The organism is Dendrosporobacter sp. 1207_IL3150 (assembly GCF_036763085.1).
Lineage (GTDB): Bacteria > Bacillota > Negativicutes > DSM-1736 > Dendrosporobacteraceae > JBAIYU01.
The window spans coordinates 1-22,147 of sequence record NZ_JBAIYU010000031.1; the positions used below are offsets into that span (position 1 = coordinate 1).

General features: G+C 38.0%; 23 protein-coding genes and 1 other annotated feature. Of the genes, 19 read left to right on the forward strand and 4 right to left on the reverse strand.

The genetic code is table 11. The features are described from left to right. Positions 1–194: 194 nt before the first annotated feature. Positions 195–845: a helix-turn-helix domain-containing protein gene (locus V6C17_RS14090; RefSeq protein ID WP_333523211.1), complete on the reverse strand. Its 651-nt coding sequence runs from the start codon at positions 843–845 to the stop codon at positions 195–197. A gap of 163 nt (positions 846–1,008) precedes the next feature. Here V6C17_RS14090 and V6C17_RS14095 point away from each other — a divergent pair, with 163 nt between their 5' ends. The 12 genes from V6C17_RS14095 (at position 1,009) to V6C17_RS14150 (ending at position 12,879) form a co-directional block, all read left to right on the forward strand. Further along, the gene (locus V6C17_RS14095) at positions 1,009–1,194 is read left to right on the forward strand and encodes a hypothetical protein (protein WP_333523212.1); all 186 of its coding nucleotides are present in this window, start codon (positions 1,009–1,011) and stop codon (positions 1,192–1,194) included. Continuing rightward, entirely contained in the window at positions 1,195–1,326 is a 132-nt protein-coding gene (locus V6C17_RS14100; protein WP_333523213.1) for a hypothetical protein, read from the forward strand. It abuts the gene before it with no gap. A 46-nt stretch (positions 1,327–1,372) separates the two neighbouring features. After that, a complete protein-coding gene (locus tag V6C17_RS14105; RefSeq protein WP_333523214.1) occupies positions 1,373–1,678 on the forward strand; it encodes a helix-turn-helix domain-containing protein in 306 nt (101 codons plus the stop codon). Positions 1,679–1,929: 251 nt separating this feature from the next. Further along, positions 1,930–2,253 (forward strand): hypothetical protein, encoded by a 324-nt coding sequence (locus V6C17_RS14110; RefSeq protein WP_333523215.1) that lies wholly within the window; start codon positions 1,930–1,932, stop codon positions 2,251–2,253. A 1-nt stretch (position 2,254) separates the two neighbouring features. Next, positions 2,255–4,093 carry a type IV secretion system DNA-binding domain-containing protein gene (locus V6C17_RS14115; protein WP_333523216.1) on the forward strand — a complete coding sequence of 613 codons (1,839 nt, stop codon included), beginning with the start codon at positions 2,255–2,257 and terminating at the stop codon, positions 4,091–4,093. 10 nt (positions 4,094–4,103) lie between these two features. Further along, positions 4,104–6,623, forward strand: a complete 2,520-nt coding sequence (mobF, locus tag V6C17_RS14120) for a MobF family relaxase (RefSeq protein ID WP_333523217.1) — start codon at positions 4,104–4,106, stop codon at positions 6,621–6,623. A gap of 213 nt (positions 6,624–6,836) precedes the next feature. Continuing rightward, positions 6,837–8,072 carry a tyrosine-type recombinase/integrase gene (locus V6C17_RS14125; RefSeq protein WP_333523218.1) on the forward strand — a complete coding sequence of 412 codons (1,236 nt, stop codon included), beginning with the start codon at positions 6,837–6,839 and terminating at the stop codon, positions 8,070–8,072. A 69-nt stretch (positions 8,073–8,141) separates the two neighbouring features. After that, positions 8,142–8,555, forward strand: a complete 414-nt coding sequence (locus V6C17_RS14130; protein ID WP_333523219.1) for a TIR domain-containing protein — start codon at positions 8,142–8,144, stop codon at positions 8,553–8,555. A gap of 127 nt (positions 8,556–8,682) precedes the next feature. After that, entirely contained in the window at positions 8,683–9,615 is a 933-nt protein-coding gene (locus tag V6C17_RS14135; protein ID WP_333523220.1) for a RipA family octameric membrane protein, read from the forward strand. A 71-nt stretch (positions 9,616–9,686) separates the two neighbouring features. Beyond that, complete coding sequence (locus V6C17_RS14140) at positions 9,687–11,048, forward strand: hypothetical protein (protein WP_333523221.1); 1,362 nt, start codon at positions 9,687–9,689, stop codon at positions 11,046–11,048. Positions 11,049–11,093: 45 nt separating this feature from the next. After that, on the forward strand, positions 11,094–12,470 hold the full coding sequence (locus V6C17_RS14145) for a DUF2971 domain-containing protein (RefSeq protein ID WP_333523222.1): 1,377 nt from the start codon (positions 11,094–11,096) through the stop codon (positions 12,468–12,470). Between the two features lie 91 nt (positions 12,471–12,561). Then, the gene (locus V6C17_RS14150) at positions 12,562–12,879 is read left to right on the forward strand and encodes an ATP-dependent metallopeptidase FtsH/Yme1/Tma family protein (protein WP_333523223.1); all 318 of its coding nucleotides are present in this window, start codon (positions 12,562–12,564) and stop codon (positions 12,877–12,879) included. 412 nt (positions 12,880–13,291) lie between these two features. Here V6C17_RS14150 and V6C17_RS14155 read toward each other — a convergent pair whose 3' ends face one another. From V6C17_RS14155 to V6C17_RS14165, 3 genes are all read right to left on the reverse strand, one after another. After that, on the reverse strand, positions 13,292–13,708 hold the full coding sequence (locus V6C17_RS14155) for a class I SAM-dependent methyltransferase (RefSeq protein ID WP_333523224.1): 417 nt from the start codon (positions 13,706–13,708) through the stop codon (positions 13,292–13,294). Beyond that, complete coding sequence (locus V6C17_RS14160; protein WP_333523225.1) at positions 13,660–13,920, reverse strand: hypothetical protein; 261 nt, start codon at positions 13,918–13,920, stop codon at positions 13,660–13,662. Before V6C17_RS14160 ends, V6C17_RS14155 begins: the two co-directional genes overlap by 49 nt. A 117-nt stretch (positions 13,921–14,037) precedes the next feature. Next, on the reverse strand, positions 14,038–14,496 hold the full coding sequence (locus V6C17_RS14165) for a CBO0543 family protein (RefSeq protein WP_333523226.1): 459 nt from the start codon (positions 14,494–14,496) through the stop codon (positions 14,038–14,040). A 260-nt stretch (positions 14,497–14,756) separates the two neighbouring features. Then, positions 14,757–15,018: a binding site (T-box leader), on the forward strand. Between the two features lie 217 nt (positions 15,019–15,235). On the opposite strand from V6C17_RS14165, the gene trpD reads away from it, so the two are divergent. The 7 genes from trpD to V6C17_RS14200 are packed head-to-tail and all read left to right on the forward strand — an operon-like array spanning position 15,236 to position 21,674. After that, positions 15,236–16,270, forward strand: coding sequence for an anthranilate phosphoribosyltransferase (trpD, locus tag V6C17_RS14170; protein ID WP_333523227.1), 1,035 nt, complete (start codon positions 15,236–15,238; stop codon positions 16,268–16,270). 11 nt (positions 16,271–16,281) lie between these two features. Continuing rightward, on the forward strand, positions 16,282–16,878 hold the full coding sequence (locus tag V6C17_RS14175) for a phosphoribosylanthranilate isomerase (protein WP_333523382.1): 597 nt from the start codon (positions 16,282–16,284) through the stop codon (positions 16,876–16,878). A 1-nt stretch (position 16,879) separates the two neighbouring features. After that, positions 16,880–17,644 carry an indole-3-glycerol phosphate synthase TrpC gene (trpC, locus tag V6C17_RS14180; RefSeq protein ID WP_333523228.1) on the forward strand — a complete coding sequence of 255 codons (765 nt, stop codon included), beginning with the start codon at positions 16,880–16,882 and terminating at the stop codon, positions 17,642–17,644. A gap of 15 nt (positions 17,645–17,659) precedes the next feature. Further along, a complete protein-coding gene (trpB, locus tag V6C17_RS14185) occupies positions 17,660–18,853 on the forward strand; it encodes a tryptophan synthase subunit beta (RefSeq protein WP_333523230.1) in 1,194 nt (397 codons plus the stop codon). Then, entirely contained in the window at positions 18,841–19,632 is a 792-nt protein-coding gene (gene trpA / locus V6C17_RS14190; RefSeq protein WP_333523231.1) for a tryptophan synthase subunit alpha, read from the forward strand. Before trpB ends, trpA begins: the two co-directional genes overlap by 13 nt. Before the next feature lies 1 nt (position 19,633). Beyond that, a complete protein-coding gene (trpE, locus tag V6C17_RS14195) occupies positions 19,634–21,118 on the forward strand; it encodes an anthranilate synthase component I (RefSeq protein ID WP_333523232.1) in 1,485 nt (494 codons plus the stop codon). Continuing rightward, positions 21,102–21,674 carry an anthranilate synthase component II gene (locus V6C17_RS14200; RefSeq protein WP_333523233.1) on the forward strand — a complete coding sequence of 191 codons (573 nt, stop codon included), beginning with the start codon at positions 21,102–21,104 and terminating at the stop codon, positions 21,672–21,674. The genes trpE and V6C17_RS14200 overlap by 17 nt, the downstream gene beginning before the upstream one ends. Positions 21,675–22,147: the final 473 nt, after the last annotated feature.

Here is a 22,147-nt window from a genome sequence, read left to right on the forward strand (position 1 = left end):
ACAATCACGAACGTATTCAGCTAAAAACAAAGCTGACGCCACTTGAAAAACGGCGTCAGCATGCGTAATTTCATATAATCCTGCGACAGGGCTTCTTAATCGTGTCTATTCGCAAGGGTTCAGTTCAATTTGCTTGGAAGGCTTTTCTCGTTGCGAAGGCAATTACGCTATAGGTTTAGATTCTGGGCGGATAATCACGAATTATTTTGCCCTAAATACTTTTCTTCAAGTTCATCGCATTTCTCTAAAAGTACATTTAAAAAAGGTTTTTTATATGGAGTTAAATCTGGAGCTAGGACTTTTTGCGGTAAGAGGCCTCTCTCTCTCAAAAACTCTATAGGCGTAAATATGCTGGCTTTTCTAAAATATTTAGGAATTACTATTCGAACGTCAATTGTTTTTGGATTTAAGCTTTCATTTAAAATTTGGCGAGTGCCGAAAATTATTTCTAAGCGAGCTAAGGGCGATTGATATTTGGAAGAATGAAACTTATAAAACTCTAATTTTGCACGACCTATAGCACCCAAAAGTTCTTCTTCGCTGTCAAAAGTAGCAGTATTCCCCAATGCTGCAAGTTTTTCAAGCTCTTCTAAAAGAAATGCTTCAGCTTTATCAACGAAGTCTTCATATCGTGGATTATCACTTCTACCGGTCAAATAATCCAGTGAAACACCAAAATAATTGGCAATGCGTAAGGAAGCGTCAAAACTAATGTGTTCTTTACCGTTTTCTATACTGCTCAATGAGTTTTTTTTCATATTAACGCTTTTACCGAGCTGTTCTAAGGTTAATTCGCGTGAAGTTCTTAATCCTTTTAGACGAGAAGAAAATAAATCTGAAATCATAAAAAAACCCCTTGAAAGTTCTGTTAAGCAGAACTATAATTAAAGCAAGTGGAACTGGTTCTGCTTAGCAGAACTAAAAGAGTAAGGAGAATAATATCTCTATTCTCGACCATTCCATTTAAGTTTAACAGAAAAAATAAAAAAAACAAAGGAGAGATGGAAAATGGAAACAAAAAGACAGGTTTACGATTTATCGGAAGTGAGAGAATTGGTGTTCAACGGGAAAATTTCTAAAGCATATCTCTATGCGCTTGTTAAAGAGGAAAAAATTAATGTCTTGAGGTTTGGAAAAAGAATCCTTGTGCCAGCATCCAGCATAGAAAAAATGTTGTCAGAAGGAGTAAAGTAAATGGATCAACAGAATAGTATTAAAAAAAGATTAACAACTTTTGTAATAGGGAAAAATGGTAAACCCAAAAGAAAACGAAACAAAATACAATATCTGGATGTGTGCGGAAAAGCCTGCCAGACAACAAGATGAGAAATCATCTGAGTTGTTGGCAGGCTTTTAATTTTGGTGAATAGTTATGAGCCATCAAACGTTTGAAATTAGGCGCAAAAACATTAACTGCGTAATTCCGGTTTGGCCGCTCCAAGAATGTCGAAGTCTAAGTTTGGCGGCTAAAGGATTATTATGTTTGCTTCTCTCATTTGCACATGGTTGGGAGATTAGAATGTCTGATATAATTTCCCGCTCGAGAAATGGAAGAGACTCAACCAGAAAAGCGGTCCAAGAACTTCTGAAAGCTGGCTATTTAGTTAAAGTTTATATTCGAGAGAATGGAAAGTTAGTTGGATCTAAATATATAGTTTACGACCAGCCAAAACAATAGTTCGCCGAGTGACGGACTATCAGGCGGTCGGGTTTTCAGGCGATATAATTATCTACAATATATATTACTCGATACTTCCTCCCTAGCGGTCGGAAGTATCACACCTGACGCAATTTTGCAATTTCTATCTAAAATCTAGCACGGCGTGAGATTTTAGAAGCCGTTTAGCCGCCGTTCTCATTAGTACACTATTGGCCATAATGTAGTAAAATCATGAGTTTTTAACATCCTTACACTAAAGGGGCGAAAGTATGCCAAAAGCAAAAATCAAGAACGAAGAAATAAGAGTATATCTTTCGGTGGCTCAAAAAAACAAGTTAAAACGCCTAGCTGAGTTGAGTCAAAAATCATTGTCTGCATATCTGCTAGAAGCAGCTTTTACGGGGTATTCAGATAAAAGCGATGATGATAATGGAACTATTGGGAAGCGCTTAACCCGGATAATGAAAACCCAATTAGTTATGACTCAACTCATGCTACTAATTGGAGCAGAACAGTTAAAGAGTCAGGATCAAATTATGAAGTATTATCAGGAATGCGTAGAAGATGCTGATAATAGATTTGGGAGGGAATAACATGAAGGGATACCAGACCCACGAAAGCTTTCTTTCGGATATAAAAATGTACGGCAAGCTGTTTTCACGCGCTTTTCTAGTTGGTTTAGTAATGCAGATATTGCTTATGGGGTATGTAATCCATGATGTCGTTGGAAGGTTAGATGATACATATATAACTGGGACAAACATAAAAATACCGCTTTCGGTTGCTTTCAAATACTATACTGGATTTTCGGGAGTTTTTTCTAAAAACATTAAAATTGAAAGTGAGCTATTACCTTATTCTAAAGGGTGGACTGAACTACCATTACAATACTATCGCGGTGTTGCTGACTATGTAAGTGATAATACATATGCATATTACCGAAATGATGTAATTCAAAAAGCCGAATTGTCATTTACCTGCTATGCATTTTCAATTTTATATATTTCCATATTCATATCAACGGCAAAGAGCAAGAGGGAGGAGCGGTTTATCAGAGGTACAACGATTATGCCTCTTTCATATTTAAACAAAAAATTATCACGCGAGGCGGAGAAAAATCCCTTAAGCGTTCTCAAAATTGATGAGACAGTTTTACCTTTTGAAATGGAGTCGAAACATATATTAATTTTAGGAACTAGTGGTAGTGGGAAGGGCGTTTTATTAAATCAGTTAATAGCTCAAATTAATGCGCGAACAAAAGCCCATAGGCGTAAAGATAAGTGTATCTTTTATGATTTAAAAGGTGAATTTGTGTCCAAGCAGTTTCAATCTAAAGATCTTATTTTCTCTCCATTCGACTCCCGTTCTTTAAAGTGGAACATATTTAATGAACTCGAAATACAGCCAGATTATGATGTGTTATCGAGAAGTATATTTGCTACTTCAGAGGCAAAAGACAGTTATTGGTATAACTGCGCTGCAGACGTATTTAGAACTGGGTTAATTTATTTAAAACTAAATGGGACAATATCGAACGCTGATTTATGGAACTTTTTCTCACAGCCTTTAGCAAACATCCAAGCAGCCTTCAAAACTTTGCCTATAAGTGAACAGGGAGCACTAAAGCACATCGATAAATCGGACAGCCCTGCATCTGCTTCCATTATTTCAATCCTACAAGAGCGTATCCAGTTTTTTAGATACCTAGTCGATCTTGATGGCGCTTTTTCATTTAGAAAATATATACGAGAGGATCAAGAAATTCTACAAAATTTATTTATCTTGAATATTGAGCAGTATTCAAGTATTTTTAGACCGCTAATGACATTGGTCATTGACATGATGTGCCGAGAAGTTTTATCGATGCCTGATAAGCTGGACAGACGAATCTTCTTTATTATTGATGAGCTTGGCACCTTGAACCGTATGGATTCTATCATCAAACTGGAGACTGTAGGGCGATCAAAGGGAGCTTGCCTAATATGTGCAAATCAGGATTTAGGCAGAATAGAGGAGCAGTACGGACGTGCAAATCTAAAATCGTTCTATAACAACTTTAATACGACTTTTACATTTCGGATTCGAGAGCCAGAGACTGCGGAGTTTTTATCAAAAGCAATCGGAGAACAGCAAACAGTAAAAACATCCTACTCGCAACAAATGAGTCCGGGAGAAATGGGTGATCGTAAGAGTATCAATGAACAAGAAAAAACAGAAAGAGCCTTTCTGCCTACAGAATTTCAGTCATTAGCGGATCTGCATGCATTAATGAATATTGCGGGGTTCGGAATCGCGAAAATCGAGATACCCCCCATCTTTTATCGTGAACGGCAAAACAGTTTTATTATGAGGAATTTTGACGATTTTACCACTAGGTTAGGACCCCAAGTCTCGGTTACGTCTAAAGAAGATTATGCAAGGCTCAAAATATAGGGCAGCAGTTATGTTATCAATCAGTAATGTGGGAGCGACTCAAGCCGGTTCTTATTATCAGAAAGACGGATATTATGCTCGAATGGGTGATGATGATCGATGGCAAGGAATGTTAAAGGAAGAATTACAGTTAACAGATTCGCTGGTTAAGGAAGATTTTAACCATTTTGTTTGTGAGCATAAAGAACGAGCAGGTATTGATCTTTGTTTTAGTGCACCGAAAAGTGTTTCATTGGCGATGGTTCTCCATGAGAACTATCGCCAAGATATGATTGATGCACATAACTTTGCAGTTCAAAAAACCCTAACAAAGATTGAACAAAAGGAGATCGGAACAAGGGTAACAAGAAACGGAAACACTCAACATATAAAAACGGGTAATATGATTGTCGGTTGTTTCAACCACTATGTCAGTAGAAACTCTGATCCTCAGCTCCATACCCATGCAGTGATTCTAAATAAAACAAGATATGACGAAAAATATTATGCGATAGATAATCCCGACTTATATAAAAATAAAATCCTATACGGGCAGATCTATCGCAACATATTAGCTGGAGAGTTACTGCAAAGAGGATATGAGGTCGATGTAACTGATTCGGAGAAAGGATTTTTTGATCTGAAAGGCGTTCCACAAGAAGTAATTGCTCAGTTTAGTACTCGTCGAGAAGAAATTGTTCAGAAAATGAAAGAATGGGGTAATCATACCCCGGAAGCAGCTAGTAAAGCCGCAATTATGACTCGTAAGGCCAAAGAACATAAAAATATAGTGATGTTAAGTCAATCATGGAGGGAAACACTTAGTGAAATGGGTGTCAGCTCAATTGAGAAGTCAGATCAATCAATTCAGGTCAATTTAGAGCAAAAGGAACAGGTCTTTCTGGAGGCAATTGATAGAATATCAAATAAAAACTTTGCGTTTAGTGATAAAGATATGAAAAAAGCAGCCTTAGCGGCTGGTGTGGGAACTGCGATATCAGAAGAAGATTATGAATTACTTCTACAAAAAGCGAGTAGTAAAATCGTTTCCCTTGAGACGATAAAGGGTGAAACATATTACACTACTCCTAAAAATTTGCGAATTGAAAAGGAAATTTTCCAAGAGGTTATCAGTGGTAAAAATACTATAAACGCAATACCAACCACAGAGGCTGATAGTTATTTAAATAAATTACTAAAGGCGGATCAAACATCGCTATCGGAACAGCAACGGCAGGCTGTTATACATATTGCTGCCAGTAAAGATCAGTACATTGCAGTACAAGGATTAGCGGGAACTGGGAAGACCCATATGCTGAATTATGCACGTGAGGTGCTGGAATGTAGCGGGTATATTGTCAAAGGCGCATGCTTCACTGGTAAGGCCTCTCAAGGACTTGAAACCGATGCGCAAATACCAAGTAAGACCATTCATGCTTTTTTAAATCAATTAGAAAAAGAGGCAGGACAGCAGAAAACGGATATAGATAAGCCAATCAAAGCGGAATGGGATTTTAGTGGTCTAAGGCCAGGTAATACAAAAGAAGCTTGGATTGTTGATGAGGCGAGTATGGTTGATAATAATACTATGAGAGCCATCATGGAAGCTGCAAAAATCAAACAGGCAAAAGTAATTTTGGTGGGGGATCGGCAGCAGCTTTTACCAGTCGGTATAGGAAATGCGTTTTCAGTACTAACTGAAAAGAAAAAGATCAATACTGTGACTCTTGACGAAATACGTAGACAGGAGAATCCAGAATTGCTGCGAGCTGTGAAAGAGGCTGTTCATGGTGATTTAAGTAAATCATTAAAGCTTCTTGAAAAAGATATAAAAGTAATTAAAAAACGGTCTGCCCGTATAAAAGCAATAGTAAGTGATTATACCAGACTATCTCCAGAAGAGCAGAAAAATACGGTTATTCTTACTGCTGCAAACAAGGATCGTAAGGAAATCAACAAAGCTGTTAGAGATGAATTAGTGAAGATGGGGAATTTGGTACTCGGTAGAGAGTATTCTGTTACGGATGCGGCAGACAATGTTGAGAAGCGAGCGTTTTCAACTGGGGATAAAGTGATCTTCTTGCAAAATGACTATAAATTAGGAGTTAGAAATGGTCAGGCTGGTGTTATAAAAGCTATGGGAATCAATTCTGTAGTAGTTCAATCCGGCGAGAAACCGATAACCGTACATTTTGAACAATATAGCAAGCTTGACTACGGTTATGCGATGACTGCCCATAAAGCTCAAGGGATTACAGTGGATAGAGCTTTCATTAATTTAGACTCGAGTCAAAATAATCTTAATAATCGTAACGCGTACTATGTGGATATCTCAAGAGCTCGACATGAAGTAAAAATATATGTCGATGATAGTACAAAAATTGAAAAGCAAGTCCAAAACTTCGCTAATAAACTTAGTTCGGTAAATTTTTCAAGAGTAAGCTCTAAAGAGAAAAAATTACATGCTAATGAGTTTGACCATTTTAAGCAAATACAAAGGATTCCGAGAGTTAAACGAGATTTAGTAAACGAATTGCGATTTAGTAGGTAACAATTAAAAAGTTTTTTTTGCTAGCTCGATGATACCACAGGTGCTTGCTTCGGCAAGGGCTTTCGCGGCATAACAGGAACCCCCTCCGGGCCTCCCCCTATTATTCCACGATCCCTTGACTGTGCTCCGCGCCTGTGTTGCTTTTGGGCCAAGCAAAAAAACTGCTGCAGGCTTAATTTAGCTATTGGCTGCATGCAAACGGAGGTGTTAAGCTTGCCGAAAAAGCGAGCTTTTGGTGAGGGGACGATTTATGAAAATAAAAAGCGTAACCGATGGGAGGGACAATTTACTTACATTGATCCTTCAACTGGTGAAACAAAAAGAAAACTTTTGACTGGGAAGACCCAAAAAGAAGTATCCAAAAGGGGGAAGAAGTTTCTACAAGATAACGAAGATGGCTTATTGCCGAATGTAGATAAAATAACATTAGGGGGGTGGCTTGAGAGTTGGTTGACAGACTATATAAAACCTAATGTCCGTATAAAGTCTTTTGAGAAATATCAGTCCTGCCTGAATAGTTACATACAGCCGAGGCTTGGTCATATTAGCATCGCAAAAATTAAGGCGCCCGACGTGCAAAAGGTACTCAATGATTTATTATTGAATGGAGGCAGAGAAGGAACTGGGCTATCTACTTCTACAGTACGAGCTACAAGACGTTACCTCAGTATGGCATTAGATAAAGCCATACAGGTTGGTGTTCTTTCAAGGAATGTAGTTAAGGCAACTACACCTCCACGCTTAGTAAAGGATGAGATAAAACCATTTACGGAAGAACAGGCAAATAAACTGATTGCCGTTGCCAGAGAGGGGGAGTATTTTTATTTTGGTGTAAAGCAGCGAAAGAAAAATACTCCCGATCATGAGTATCATAAGGCAATGGCATATATGGTAGTTTCAGTTGCTTTGTCAACGGGTATGAGATTAGGTGAAGTATTTGGATTAAAGTGGAGCGATATAAACTTCGTAACAAAAACTATTTACGTACAAAGAGCCTTGGTGTCTTCAAATACAAAAGGTATGATTTTTGAAGATCCTAAAACGAAAGGATCACGGCGAAAAATTCCGGTTATGGATCAAGTGATAAATGCCCTAGAAAAATATCAAAATAAACAGGCTTGTTATGCTAACTTACTCGGAGACAAGTTTGAAAATCAGTATAAGCTATTATTTACAAACACATGGGGTAAGCCTGTCGATACATCTAATTTCACTACAAGATACTTTAAGAAAATGTTGGCGCAGGCCGAACTGGATACAAAATTCAGTTTTCATGACTTACGACATACTCATGCTACACTTTTATTACGTCAGGGTGTGAATATAAAGGTTATTTCAGAACGATTAGGACACAGTACTATAAACATGACATTAGATACGTACAGTCACTTAATGCCTGATATGCAGGGAACGGCCGTATCAGCACTGGAAAAAATGTTTAAACTCTAATTTACTCAGCAAATTTTGTAAAAAAAGTGGTATAATGGAAATAAAAGTTGTCTATGTGAGGTGATTGTATTGGCTAAAACATATAATATATTTATAAGCCATTCCTGGGCATACAGTGATGCGTATGAAAAGCTTATGGATTTGTTAAAGAGTGACGATAGCTTCTCTTTTAAAGATTATTCTGTACCGAAAAATGATCCTATCCATAACGCAGCAAACGATCGGCAACTAAGAGAAGCCATAAAAAGTCAAATGAGTAGTTGTAGCGTAATACTTATTCTGGCTGGTGTGTATGCTACATATAGCAAATGGATTAACGAAGAGATAAGTCTTGCGCAAAATGGCTTTAATAGTAAAAAGGCTATAATTGCTATAGAACCATGGGGTGCTGAGCGTACATCTAAAGTAGTCAAGGATAATGCTAATGTTGTTGTAAAATGGCAAACATCTTCAGTGATAAACGCTGTAAAGCAGTTGGGTTGAAATTTGGGAAACATTCCACATAAAAGCTCCTGTTTAGTTCAATTTTGAACTGGCAGGAGCTTTTTTACAATGGATGGAATAAGGATTATAATGTTTCATTCATTTTCAGCGATAAAGGAGTAGCCGTATGAGAATCTTTTTAATATATTCATTTTCCGATAAAGATGAAGTTGAAAAAATAATTAAAGAAAAAACTGCTTACTATGATAATCTGCATTTCGATAGACTAATGAATAACCATGATTTTCTGTGGAAATGCTTCGCAAAGAGAAAGATTAGTAAAGCCGATATTATATTATTTATTGTTGGAGAACATTCACACAAAAGTGGAAATATTGATTGGGAATTACAAGAGGCGAAAAAAGCAAAAAAGAAAATCTATGCGGTTAAACTGGATATGTCTAATTTTATTTCTGATTCAAGTGATCCACTAACAATCATTACGATGCCCGAGCTAGATAGTGTGCTATGTAATCAAGCGACGATAGATAGAAAGAGATTTGAGGAAGTTCTCTTTAATAATGAAAGTCCAACGAAAATAGTAGAGGACAGCGAAGTTAGAAAAGTTGTTTTAGAAGAGTACAAACTTTTACTTCAGACGTCTGAATCGCTTATTGCAAGAAGACAGACTACAAATACATTTTTTTTGACAGCAAACGGTGCTTTATTATCACTTTCTGGAGTAATCATGGGTTTTAAACCGATGAACAACTATACTTTTATATACCCGCTCATGATAGCTATTGTAGGCATGTTATTATGTATTTCATGGAGGAGCCTAATAGTTTCCTATGGCCAATTAAATAAGGGGAAATTTGCGGTTCTAAATACTATTGAAAAATATTTGCCAGTAGCTATTTTCTCAGCAGAATGGGTAGCGCTAGGAGAGGGAAAAAGTAAATCTAAGTACAAATCCTTTACAAGCTCAGAAAAAGATGTACCTTTATTGTTTTTATTATGCTATGGGTTCGTTCTTCTAGTGTATTTTTACGAGATGAGCTTTGTAAAAAATGGGGTCAGTTGGATCTGCGAAGAGTTTATGATGTTAGTAAGTAAATAATGCGGCCCAATGCAGTATAACCTCGATAATGTTATTGAGGGAAATGTTCAACAAAAAGGATGTGTTTTGGTATGTTTTTGAGCAGTTTTCCAAAAGAATATGTCGGAAAAGAGTTTGAAATAGATTGTGTTGATATTGAAATTCGAGGCTCTGAGGATTTTACGCCTTCTATATTTAAGGGGTCAGGGATAATCCGTGGAGATAAAAATGGCCGGTTAAGATTTAAGGTATATAACCAGCTTCAGGTTGATAAAAAGATGTTTGATTATCTTAAGCTGCTTAAAGAGAGTAACGATCCTAATGAAAAGATATGTAGATTAAAAATACTTGCTTATGACGGAACAGAGTGGAGTGGTGGTTGGACGATACCAGAGGTGATTTTGTATCAATCTCCGTATTTAAAGATTGAAGGTGAGCTTGACCAGTTGACAACTCGCGTTACCAAATTAAAAGGGGACACAACTAGGAACACGACTGAGTTGGTCTTCTCAGAATATCCTGATTTGCCGTTTACCGGCTCTATTAAGGTACAAAGAATACGTGGTGACGAGGTTATCTCAACCAGCTATGGAAAAGACCATCACGAGGTTAAATTTGAAGATACGATAATTTTATTTCGAGAGAGTTTTGATAAATCCCGGCTTCATATAGAGGCTGGTAATACAGATGGCTTTACGCCGCCCTTTGTTGAGACATGGATTATGGAAGCTTTAATTTTTGTCACAGCGCGAATGCTTCATCCACGCATGGTAATAAGGCATTTTGAAAAGGATGCTCTTGTGATTTTAAAATCTACGCCGCAAAATGTTTTGAGTGGAATGCTACCACCCTTTAGTAGAACACCTGAAACTGAAGATGCATTTTGGCATGCGTTTTGCGCGTACTTATCTAAATGTAAGGAAACGCAACAGTTTGAACTGCTTGAACTAACGAGGGGATTTTATGAGTTGTGTTTAGCAAGTAAAGGGACGTTACAAGGCTTCTTAATTTCGTTGTCTCTTTATATAGAGTACTGTATAAATCTAATGTTTTCATCTTCAAAGAGTGGGTCTAAAGAAGATAATGAATATAAGATGAAAGTTAAAAATCTTATTCAGTACGTAGATGAGTGGAACCTCGACGATGATATTCGAAATAGAGCCAAAGGGTTATTGACAATGCTCAATACGCCATCTCTATCAAAACAGATGGATATATTGATCGAGCAAAAGGTGATAACCAAAACACATAAAAAAGTGTGGCAGAATGCTAGACCGTATCTTGCACATGGCAATATTATTGATTTCACTAAAGAAGAGGAGTTTTGGCATATAAGAAACTATCTTATTTCAATGGTTTACCGATTGATGTTTAAGATTATTGGCTACAGGGGTATCGTCACGGACTATAATGGGAAAGAGTTTAATTACTGTATATATGAATGGCGTGAATAGTGCATTTCTAAGTACTCTTTTTGCCATGTTAAAGGGTGGAAAATAATGTATAGATTTCGTAGTATTGAACATTTGATAGGTAAATATCAAGAATTAGAGAAGCAACAAATTTACTTTGCAGCCTTGGATGAATTAAACGATCCAATGGAAGGAACTCGGCGTTATTTCTGGAAGGGAGATAAAATTATTTGGATTAATTTATTGAAACACTATCTTCTATGTTTAGAACATGCGGTTTTGATATCCAGATTATTAGATGACAATAAAACTATTTCTAAAAAAGATATCCCAATATATAAAAGTATAGAAAATTTACCTACAGAAATTTACAAAGAACGTATTCTGAAGATATACAATCAATTTTTTGCAGATAGCTTTGTGCAAGCATATATCCAATTTATTACTGAAAATCCAAATAAAATTTATACTGAAGAGATCTATGTTCATCTTAAGATACTATCTGGTATAGCTCTAAACTCTATTTTTAAAATAGATATTGAAAGTGGTTATTTACCTAGTGGTGAAAAAGAACATTTAAAAGTGATGCGACAACGAAATATAGATTCGACCTTTCCTAATGTATGGAAAGATATGGATGAATCCCAATATATTCAGTATATGGAATTACTACATGATGTATTGAAGACTTGGGACAGTAAGTTGCTTCAAGAAGTTAAGGATTCACCGAAGATACAAAGCATATACATTGAGTTTCCCCAAATGTATTTGGATTCGATTGTAGAATTAACGTATCCAAAAGCTTATGTAGCCTGTTTTATGGATAACTGTTTAAATTCATCTATCTGGGGAACCTACGGAGCTAATCATACAGGTGTTTGTTTAAAATTTAAAACTGATGAGAATATACCATTGTTAAAATTAAAAGCGATAACTGGTTATAGTTCGCAAGGCAACATCTATAAATACAAGGATTTTTCTTTACAACAGATTGAGTACTGTGCGAACTTTGAAGAATTAGACTTTTTTAGGAATTTGGGGCGTTTACCTATACAACAATTAAGAGAACAGTGGTATCAAAACGACGATAGTGAATTGAGCATCTGTGCCGAGAAAGTATTTCTTCACGAGGCTGAATGGAGAAGTCAGTATTGGAGTAATTACAATGGTGCCTATTTAAAAAAACTACCAGCATGGTCTCATGAAAGGGAATATCGTATTATACTAAGCAGTGTACTTGACTCTTATGAAGATCCAAAGGATAGATTGCTAGAATATAGATTTGAGGATCTCGAGGCAATTATATTTGGAATGAAAACTCCCAAAGAAGCGAGAATAAAAATAATAGATATAATTCAAAGAAAGTGTAAAGAATTTGGAAGAAATCAATTTGATTTTTATGAGATGGCGTATTCTAATAGCAAGAATGAACTGTATTATAGAAAGCTTCTATCTACTAATTAGGCGTAAGTGAAGGTGTTCTATAGAAATAACCACAATCTGGTGAAAACAATTTTAAACTAGCTTATAAGCGGTGTAACTTGAGGTGATACTAATGCAAAAAGTAAAGGTAGAACATAGTTTTCCTTTTTTAAGGACCGTGTTTATCGGTGGTCTTTGCTTCTTAATTCTGATTATTGGTGTTTCCCTAGTAGATTATTATTATACTAGCCATGCATACAAACATCAGGAGGAAGTCACCTATACACAATTTTTAAAACAAGTTGATGAACAAAAGGTGTCACGGGTAGCAATTGAACACAACAAAATGATTGGCGTATTAAAAAATGGACAAGTTATTTCTACGAACGTTCCCGTTTCCGTCGACCTTATTGAAAAATTGAAAAAGAATAACGTTGAATATCAATTTTAATCCACCTTAGGCGTATTCTTTTTTGAGATGGGGGAAGGCAAATAGGAAGGCAATACAGCATGTATTGGATAGAAATTCATGGACTGTATATAAAAGATAAAAGGCAGAAATGCTTGAATTTATTGAGTAAAAGGTAGTCAATAGATGCTGTAAAAATGCCATTTTTGGATTCCCAAGCCGTGGGTCGCGAGTTCGAATCTCGTTGCCCGCTCCATAAAAATTAGAACCTTCTAGCGTTTGCTAGAAGGTTTTTTTAGTAGGAAAGAAAGACAATTTAGTTTTCAAATTATAGCCTAGTCTCATTATGAAAAGCGCCTTGCAGCTATTTTTGACTAATCTTGCTTCTGAGCATCTGTATGCTTAGGTAAAGGTTTAGCCATAGCTTGCAACGACTACTCCTGCTAACGAGATCTTATAGCTCTTTTTGGCATTTTACCATTATAAATTTAAATGGAGGTTTATTCTGCATATCCTTATGCGGCTCAACAATCTCTGAAAATTCTATCAGTCCATAGTTTCCAAATTCTTGTTTTATCGAGTCAGAATCATAAAAGAACATTTTTACCCCTTCCAACACCTCGAAATAGTCTTTGCCCAGTTGTTTGCCCTTTCCAAACATTGGGGCCTCTTTTGAAATAGTAGTAAAAATCATGTATCCGTTTGGTTTTAACTGACTATAGCAATCTTTAATAAATTTCTTTCTCTCGTTATCATTCAATAAGTGAATAAGTGCGTAGCAAAATATACCGTCATAAAGTTTGTTATCAAAGGGCATCTCAGTTACTGAACCTTGATAGATATTAATATCGATGCCATTTTGTCTTGCCAAATTAATTGCTGTTTTTGAAATTTCGATGCCTGTAACATTAATTCCGTTGTCAATAAAAACTTTTCATTTCTGCCATATCCAATACCCGGTATTAATATGTCTTTGACTTTCTTTTCAAGAAAAAAGTCTTTTGTCAAGATTGCTGAGTCGGAAGGTTCAAATCCCCACATTGTTTGGTTTTCTATAAAACTTGACTCCCAGAATTCTGCCATAACTCTATCTCCTTAAATATATTAAGCATAGACAATTATATCAGTTCTTGACTCATAATTATCATTAGGTTGAATATTGATTTTTTCACTCGTGTCCTACTTAGTGGTTCATACAATCTAACTTGCATCTTTCTCTTTTAGCTTTCTGATTATACTCAAATTCCATGCTAGTATTAAATAAATAAAAGGATAACATAAAGCAGAATACCACAAGGTCCATCCATTATAGTAAAAGTAGCCCGATTTTATCGATGCCCACTCAAAAAACACAGTAAAAACACACCATCCTGCAACATAAACTAATTTTTTTAGAAATGATGTGCGGTACGGGTAATAATTCAAAAAGATAATGTTAGCGGATGGATAAATACTTATAGCGACAACAAAAGTCTGCCATTCAAGCCCAGGCTTAAAATAACCATATAAGTTATATTTAAGATCTAAGAATTTATCTGCTATTACCGCAAATAATAATGCGAACAAAGATGATGAATACATCTCCAACTTAGTTAGGCGTTTAGGTATGAAATAGGCAGTCACATTGAAAATAAGAATTGAAACTATTAGAAATATCATATGCCCTCCGAAGTGGAGAATGAAAGTTGATTCTAATTTAGTATGGCATAACATACTTAGACTTATTTAGTAGTTTTCCAAGGTAAAAGTAAATTAATAAAAGGGTCTCTTTAAGCTGGATTAAAGACCAAACGCACTATCTTGTTTTGCTTATCGTATCAGCCGTAAGTTTATTCCCTATGAAATTTCAAAAAAATATTTCAGAAAATCATATTGACAACACTAATTGGGGAGATTAAAATAAAACCAAGTTGATAGTGTAAAAAGCTGTGAGCGGGACGAGTACATATGTACACTTTAGAACAGCGAGTCGGTGACCGGGAGACCGGAGGTGTGATGGCCGACCTAGAGAGCATATCGAATGGACCCGTGAGTGCTTCCCGAAAGTATTAAATTACGAGTAGGCTGAGCCGGCTGCCACCGTTATTGGGCTAGGGTATCGGATTACGTCCCGTACCTGAAAAAAGGGAAAGCATTAGCTTTCTAAATTTGGGTGGTATCGCGAACCAGTTCGCCCCTTACGGGTGGAGTGGTTTTTTTGTTTTACCCGGCCAAATTTTAGAAGCTGATATTTCCGAATTAGGGTGGTACCGCGACCATTTCGCCCCTTACTAGGGCGAAGTGGTTTTTTTTATACGATTTTTTAAATAAATAGGCAGTTGAGAGCTTCCATCTTCGCCAAAGACTCGGCGCAAACGTGTTTACTTTATACTTTAAAACGAACATTAGGAGGGTGACTATGTTAAAAGGATATCTTAATCAGGTTATATCTGGTCAGCATCTTACCCGGGAGCAAGCCGGTCAGGCTATGGACATTATAATGTCAGGCCAAGCTAGCGAAGCACAGATAGGAGCTTTCCTAACTGCCTTAAAACTAAAGGGTGAAACAAGCTGCGAAATTACTGGTTTTGCCGAATCAATGCGACAGCATGCTGAGAATATTGAATGTCGTCAACATAGACTTATAGACACATGCGGCACAGGCGGAGACAGCAAGGGCACATTCAACGTATCGACAACAGTAGCCTTTGTTTTAGCAGGAGCTGGTTTGGCGGTAGCAAAACATGGAAACCGTAGCGTCTCAAGTTCCTGTGGCAGTGCAGATGTTTTAACAGCCTTAGGGGTAAATGTTGAACTAGATCCCAAGATGGCGGCAGCGGCGATAGACGAAATCAACGTCGGCTTCCTCTTTGCTCCAACTTTCCACAAGGCTATGAAATATGCCGCTAAACCTCGGAAAGACCTAGGTTTTCGGACAGTATTTAATATCCTCGGGCCATTATCAAATCCTGCAAAAGCAAGCTGTCAACTGATCGGAGTTTATGACAAAGCATTAACCGAAAAAGTTGCAGGTGCTTTGATAGGTTTAGGTGTAGATAGGGCTATGGTTGTTCACAGTTTTGATGGCATGGATGAAATATCAACGGCAGCTCCAACACAGGTTACGGAAGTCCAAGATGGACAGTTAAACACTTATGTACTAAATCCAGAAGAGTATGGCTTTACCGCAAATTCAATAGATGACTATATTGGCGGAACACCTGAGGAGAATGCCCAGATTGTATTAAAAATTCTGCAAGGCGAACCTGGCCCCAAACGTGATATTGTGTTGATAAATTCTGCGGCGGCACTATTCATATCTGGAAAGGCTGCAACTCTCAAGGCTGGTATAGATATCGCGGCTGAAAGCATTGACAGCGGAAAAGCGCTTGCAAAACTGATAGAGCTTAGAAAGTTCAGCAGCGTGAGAGAGGATGAAATACTATTATCATAAAAGTTTGTGGAATTAGATCTGTTGAAGCAGCAAGAGCGGCAAACGACGCAGGGGCTGATATGATTGGCTTTATATTTGCCAACAGTAAACGTTATATCCATCCTGAACAAGCAGCTTTAATAAGCAAAGAGTCAAGAGGCTCTGCAAAAGTCGGTGTGTTTGTGGATGAAGAGATAGAAAAAGTTAATAGCATTGCCGAATTGTGTCAGCTCGATTACGTACAGCTGCATGGACATGAAACACCTGAATACTGTGAACAGATTAGATTTCCAATCATCAAAGCCTTTAGATTTAAAGACGATTGTGATTGCCGGATAATTAACCAATATAGAGTAAATTTTGCTCTAGTCGACAGTTATATTCCAGGGCAGGCTGGAGGAACGGGAGTTACTTTTGATTGGCAGCAAGCTAGGCAAATTCTTAGTCAAATTAAGATGCCAGTTTTAGCGGCTGGCGGGCTGACGATAGAGAACGTTAAAGATGCTATAGCTCTCTTAAAGCCAACTGGTGTTGATGTATCGGGCGGCGTAGAAACAGATGGCGTAAAGGATTTAATCAAAATAAAAGAATTTGTAGAAACGGTTAGAACGGTCCAGAGGGGGTGTTGAAGTGCTTGATAAGATTGTAGCGAAAAAAGAATATGAAGTTGCCGAAACAAAAAAACAAATACCGCTGCAAGCTCTGCGGCAACAAATCAAACCAGGCAATTTTGCCTTAAGCAAGGCGTTAAGAGATAATGATTGGGGCTTAATTGCAGAGTGCAAGCTGGCATCTCCGGCCAAAGGTCAGTTGTGCGAAGATTACACAGTACCAGAGCTTGCGAAAACCTATACAGAGCATGGTGCATTAGCTCTATCGGTGCATACCGATCCACATTTCAAAGGGATCATAACTGATATCGCAAAGGTTCGGGCAGTGACTGATCTGCCAATATTACGCAAAGATTTTATAATTGACGAGTATCAAATTTATGAAGCTAGAGCAGCGGGGGCGGATGCAATCTTACTGATAGCCGCTATTCTTACAGACTATCAGCTTCGAGATTATTTATATAAGGCATGGAGCGTTGGGCTCGACTGCCTGGTAGAAGTTCATACTAAAGAAGAATTACAGCGAGTGTTAAAAACACCAGCGGAATTAATCGGAATAAATAATCGGAATCTCCAGACCTTTAAAACCGATATTGTGAACACCTTTGAGCTGCTTCCTGATTGTCATGATGACCGTGTTGTTATAAGTGAAAGCGGAATTAAATCGGGAAATGATGCCAGCAGACTTAAGGAAGCTGGAGTTCGCGGAATATTGGTTGGCGAGGGTTTAGTTAAAGCAGAAGATATTGGACAAAAGACGCGAGAGTTAGCATTAAATCATTAATAGGGGGAAAATAATATGCCAAATAATAGAGGACGCTTCGGCAAATTCGGTGGTCAGTATGTTCCGGAGACCGTAATGCCAGCTTTAATAGAATTGGAAGAGAGCTATAAAGTACTTAAAAATGATCCGGAGTTTCAGCAGGAGCTGAGCTTTTATCTTCGAGAATATGCTGGGCGGCCGACAAGGCTGTATTTTGCCGAAAAGTTAACAGCCCACTACGGTAAAGCTAAGATTTATTTAAAACGGGAGGATCTGCTCCATACCGGTGCTCATAAAATCAATAATGCGATCGGGCAAGCGCTGTTAGCCCGCCGCATGGGAAAGAAGCGTATTGTCGCTGAAACTGGGGCTGGACAGCATGGTGTAGCTTGTGCTACAGTTGCCGCGTTATTCGGACTAGAATGCCGAGTATTTATGGGTGAAGAAGATATTGAGCGTCAAGCATTAAATGTATTTCGTATGAGGCTGCTAGGAACAGAGGTAGTACCAGTGACTAGTGGAACAGGCACTTTAAAAGATGCTACAAGTGAGGCAATCCGTTACTGGGTTACTAATGTTGAGGATACCCATTATATTATCGGGTCGGTTGTAGGGCCGCATCCTTACCCAATGATTGTACGCGACTTTCAAGCAGTAATTGGTCAAGAGGTAAAAGAACAGATTAAAGAAATTGCCGAAAGAAATATCAGCCATATTGTAGCCTGTGTTGGTGGCGGCAGTAATGCAATGGGAATATTCTATCCTTTCAGAGATGATCATGATGTCATAAAAGTAGGGGTTGAAGCGGCCGGAAAAGGCGTTGATACAAATGAACATGCTGCATCTCTTACAAGCGGCAGACCCGGAGTTCTCCATGGTGCACTGAGTTACTTGCTGCAGGATGGCGATGGTCAGGTTATACCAGCCTACTCTATTTCAGCAGGGTTAGACTATCCTGGGGTAGGTCCAGAACATTCTCATTTCAAAGACAGCGGGCGGGTAACATACACGTCTGTTACCGATAAAGCTGCATTGTCGGCATTTAAGCGTTTAGCGCAAATAGAGGGCATTATACCAGCTTTAGAAAGCTCTCATGCTCTGGCTTATTTGGAAGATTTAATGCCAACTACTAAAGCTGATCAGGCTGTGGTAGTATGCTTGTCCGGTCGTGGTGATAAAGATGTGCAGATGGTAGCACAAGTAATGGAGGGATTAACTTGTCACGTATAGCAGATAAATTAGCGGCTTTAAAATCTGAGGGACGTAAAGGTCTTATTATATATATAACTGCAGGTGCTCCGAATCTGGAAGTAACATTACAGGCAGTAAAAGCAGCTGAAGAAGCTGGTGCTGATATTATTGAATTAGGGATACCGTTTTCCGACCCTATGGCGGACGGACCGGTTATTCAAAAAGCGGCAATGCTTGCTTTGCAGTCTGGAACAACGGCTGCAAAGGTAGCAGCGCTTGTTGCCGAAATTAGAAAGCATTCCGATATTCCGTTAGCGGCAATGACCTATATGAATAGTGTAATGAATTTTGGCGAAGAAAACTTTGTTAAGACCTTTCGCCAAGCTGGCCTAGATGGTTTGATTGTTCCTGATTTGCCTTCTGAAGAAGCTGAGGAGTTAGACGAAATATGCCGTCAAAACGGGCTAGATTTGATTCAGTTTGCGGCAACTACTACTAATGAGAACCGAATAAATAGTATGAGCAGCAAAGCAAGAGGCTTCATCTATTGCATATCTACAACTGGCGTTACAGGTGTACGGAAAGTTGACTACAGCAATATCGGTGAAATCATGAAAACTGTGCGGCAGTATACTGACGTGCCGCTGGCAATTGGGTTTGGCATTGGTACACCAGAGTCTGCAAAAGAAGCAGCAAAGTATGCAGATGCCGTAATTGTTGGAAGTGCGGTTATGCAGTCTCTGATGGAGAAAGGTGTAGAAGACGTTCGGACATTAGTTAAGTCCATTCGCCAGACTTTAGATGAAAGGATGAGCTGAGATGCAGGTATTTCCCGGGATAAATGAGTTTAGCGAGTATGCTAAAAAGCATAATATAATTCCTGTATATACAGAAATTTCTACTGATATGGAAACACCTGTTTCGATTTACTATAAGCTAGTCGGCGATAATGTAGGCTATATTCTGGAAAGCGCAGACTCAAGCAAAAATTTTGGTCGATATTCTTTTATTGGCACAGATCCCTTTGCTATAGCTACCGCATATCTCCATGGTGTTAAAATTGAAACTGACACCAGTGTTAACTTTATTGAAGGGAAGCCTACTGTAGCATTAAAACAATATTTAGAAAGCTTCTCAGCGCCGATTTTAGCCGATTTACCGCAGTTGAATGGAGGTGCTGTAGGATACTTTGCTTACGAATCAGTTGCATCCTGGGAACGCATTCGGGGACTTGAGATCAAAGAAGATACAGTACTTGCCGAGTTTATGCTGTGTAAGACTCTTTTAATTATCGACCATTTGACTCACACTACAAAGCTTGCCTATCTGGTTGAAGTAGATAGTGAGTGTTGTGCTAAAGATGCGTATGATGCCGCGGTAGCTAAACTTGAGTTTTTGGCTAGAAAACTGCGTCAGCCGATAAACTATACTTCAAATAGCAGGGAAAATAATATTAAGCTAGATACTTTGGATACTAAGCAGTTTGAGAAAGCGTTTATTGAAAAAGTCTTAAAAGCAAAGGAATATATAGCAGCGGGAGATATATTTCAAGTTGTTCTATCCCAGAAGTTTCGGCGAAAACTAACAAAGGAACCATTTAACCTTTATCGGAGACTGCGTCAAGTTAATCCGTCGCCATACATGTTTTATATTAATTTCGGCTCGCGAAAACTGGTAGGGGCATCTCCAGAAATGCTGGTTAAAATGAATAAGGAACAGGTTGTTACTTATCCGATTGCTGGCACAAGACCTCGAGGGCAAAATGCTGAAGAAGACAGTCTGCTTGCAGAAGAACTGTTAAATGACATAAAAGAAAAAGCAGAGCATGCAATGTTGGTCGATCTTGGCCGTAATGATATTGGCAGAATCAGCTTGCCAGGTACGGTAGAAGTAACACGGCTAATGGAGATTGAAAAGTTTTCGCATGTTATGCATATGGTATCTGAGGTTTGCGGTAAAATCGATCCTAAGTATAGTGCGCTAGATGCGTTAGCTGCTTGTTTCCCAGCTGGAACGGTAAGCGGTGCGCCAAAGATTCGAGCAATGGAAATTATCAATGAACTTGAAGATGAGCCGCGTGGCCCTTATGCTGGCGCCGTTGGATATATTGACTTTAGTGGTAATATGGATACCTGTATAACGATCAGAACAATCTTTATCGATGGTGATGAAGCGGTTACTCAGACTGGAGCAGGTATTGTCGCTGATTCAGTGCCGGAGAAGGAATATCAGGAAATTCTGCATAAAGCAAAAGTCTTATTTAATGTATTGGCGGAGGAGGATACTCATGATCTTGCTAATTGATAACTATGATTCTTTTACTTATAACGTTTATCAAATGGTAGCAAATCTTGGTTATCATGTTGAGGTTATCCGCAACGATCAAATTACAATTGATGAAATTGCTGCAAAGAACTATTCGGCAATTATAATTTCGCCCGGTCCAGGGACGCCTGACGATGCAGGTATAACAACAGAAGTCATTAACCATTTTGCCGGAACAACACCAATTCTAGGTATATGCTTAGGGCATCAGGCTATTGGGCAAGTGTTTGGCGGCAAAGTTGTTAGAGCACCTGAACCTATTCATGGTAAAACATCATTAATTGAGCATAATAGCTTAGGAATTTACAGTAATATGCCGCAAGATTTTGCAGCTGGAAGATATCATTCGCTTATTGTCGAAAGAGAAAGCTTACCTGAATGCCTAGAGATAACAGCTATAACCGAGGATAATATTATAATGGGACTGCGTCATCGAGAATTTCAAATTGAAGGCCTGCAATTTCATCCTGAGTCAATCCTTACGCCTCAGGGAAGTACTTTAGTGGCTAATTTCTTACAAAAATGTATTAATTAAGATAGAATAACGAACCACTGCGCAGATAAAGCGGCAGTGGTTCATTATGTATCTTAATAAGTTTCGGTGCATTCACAATCTGTGAAGAAAAAGAATAGCATAATAATTATAATGATTGTACAAATCTTTCTGGTATTGGAGTCGCAACCATTATTGTAAGGCCAAAAACTCATCCCAAACCCTCCTTTTGCTTCTACAAACTAGGTTATACTATGAAGGAAAGGAGAATTTTGCTATTGTTGGAGCATAATATATCTTAAATTTACAATTCATATTATGCTTGTTAAGCTAAATATGATAAAATAAACAAAGTTTGATATAACCGATGACCAGCCACTCTAATTCCCATCTTTTATAAGGGAATAATACCCAAAGGGTACAGGCGAGCGGCAAGGTTCCTGATTAAAGTATCACTTTATCAGAAAAAAACTGGTTTCGCTTAGGTAGTGAGTAGTCTTGTGACTATAAAATCA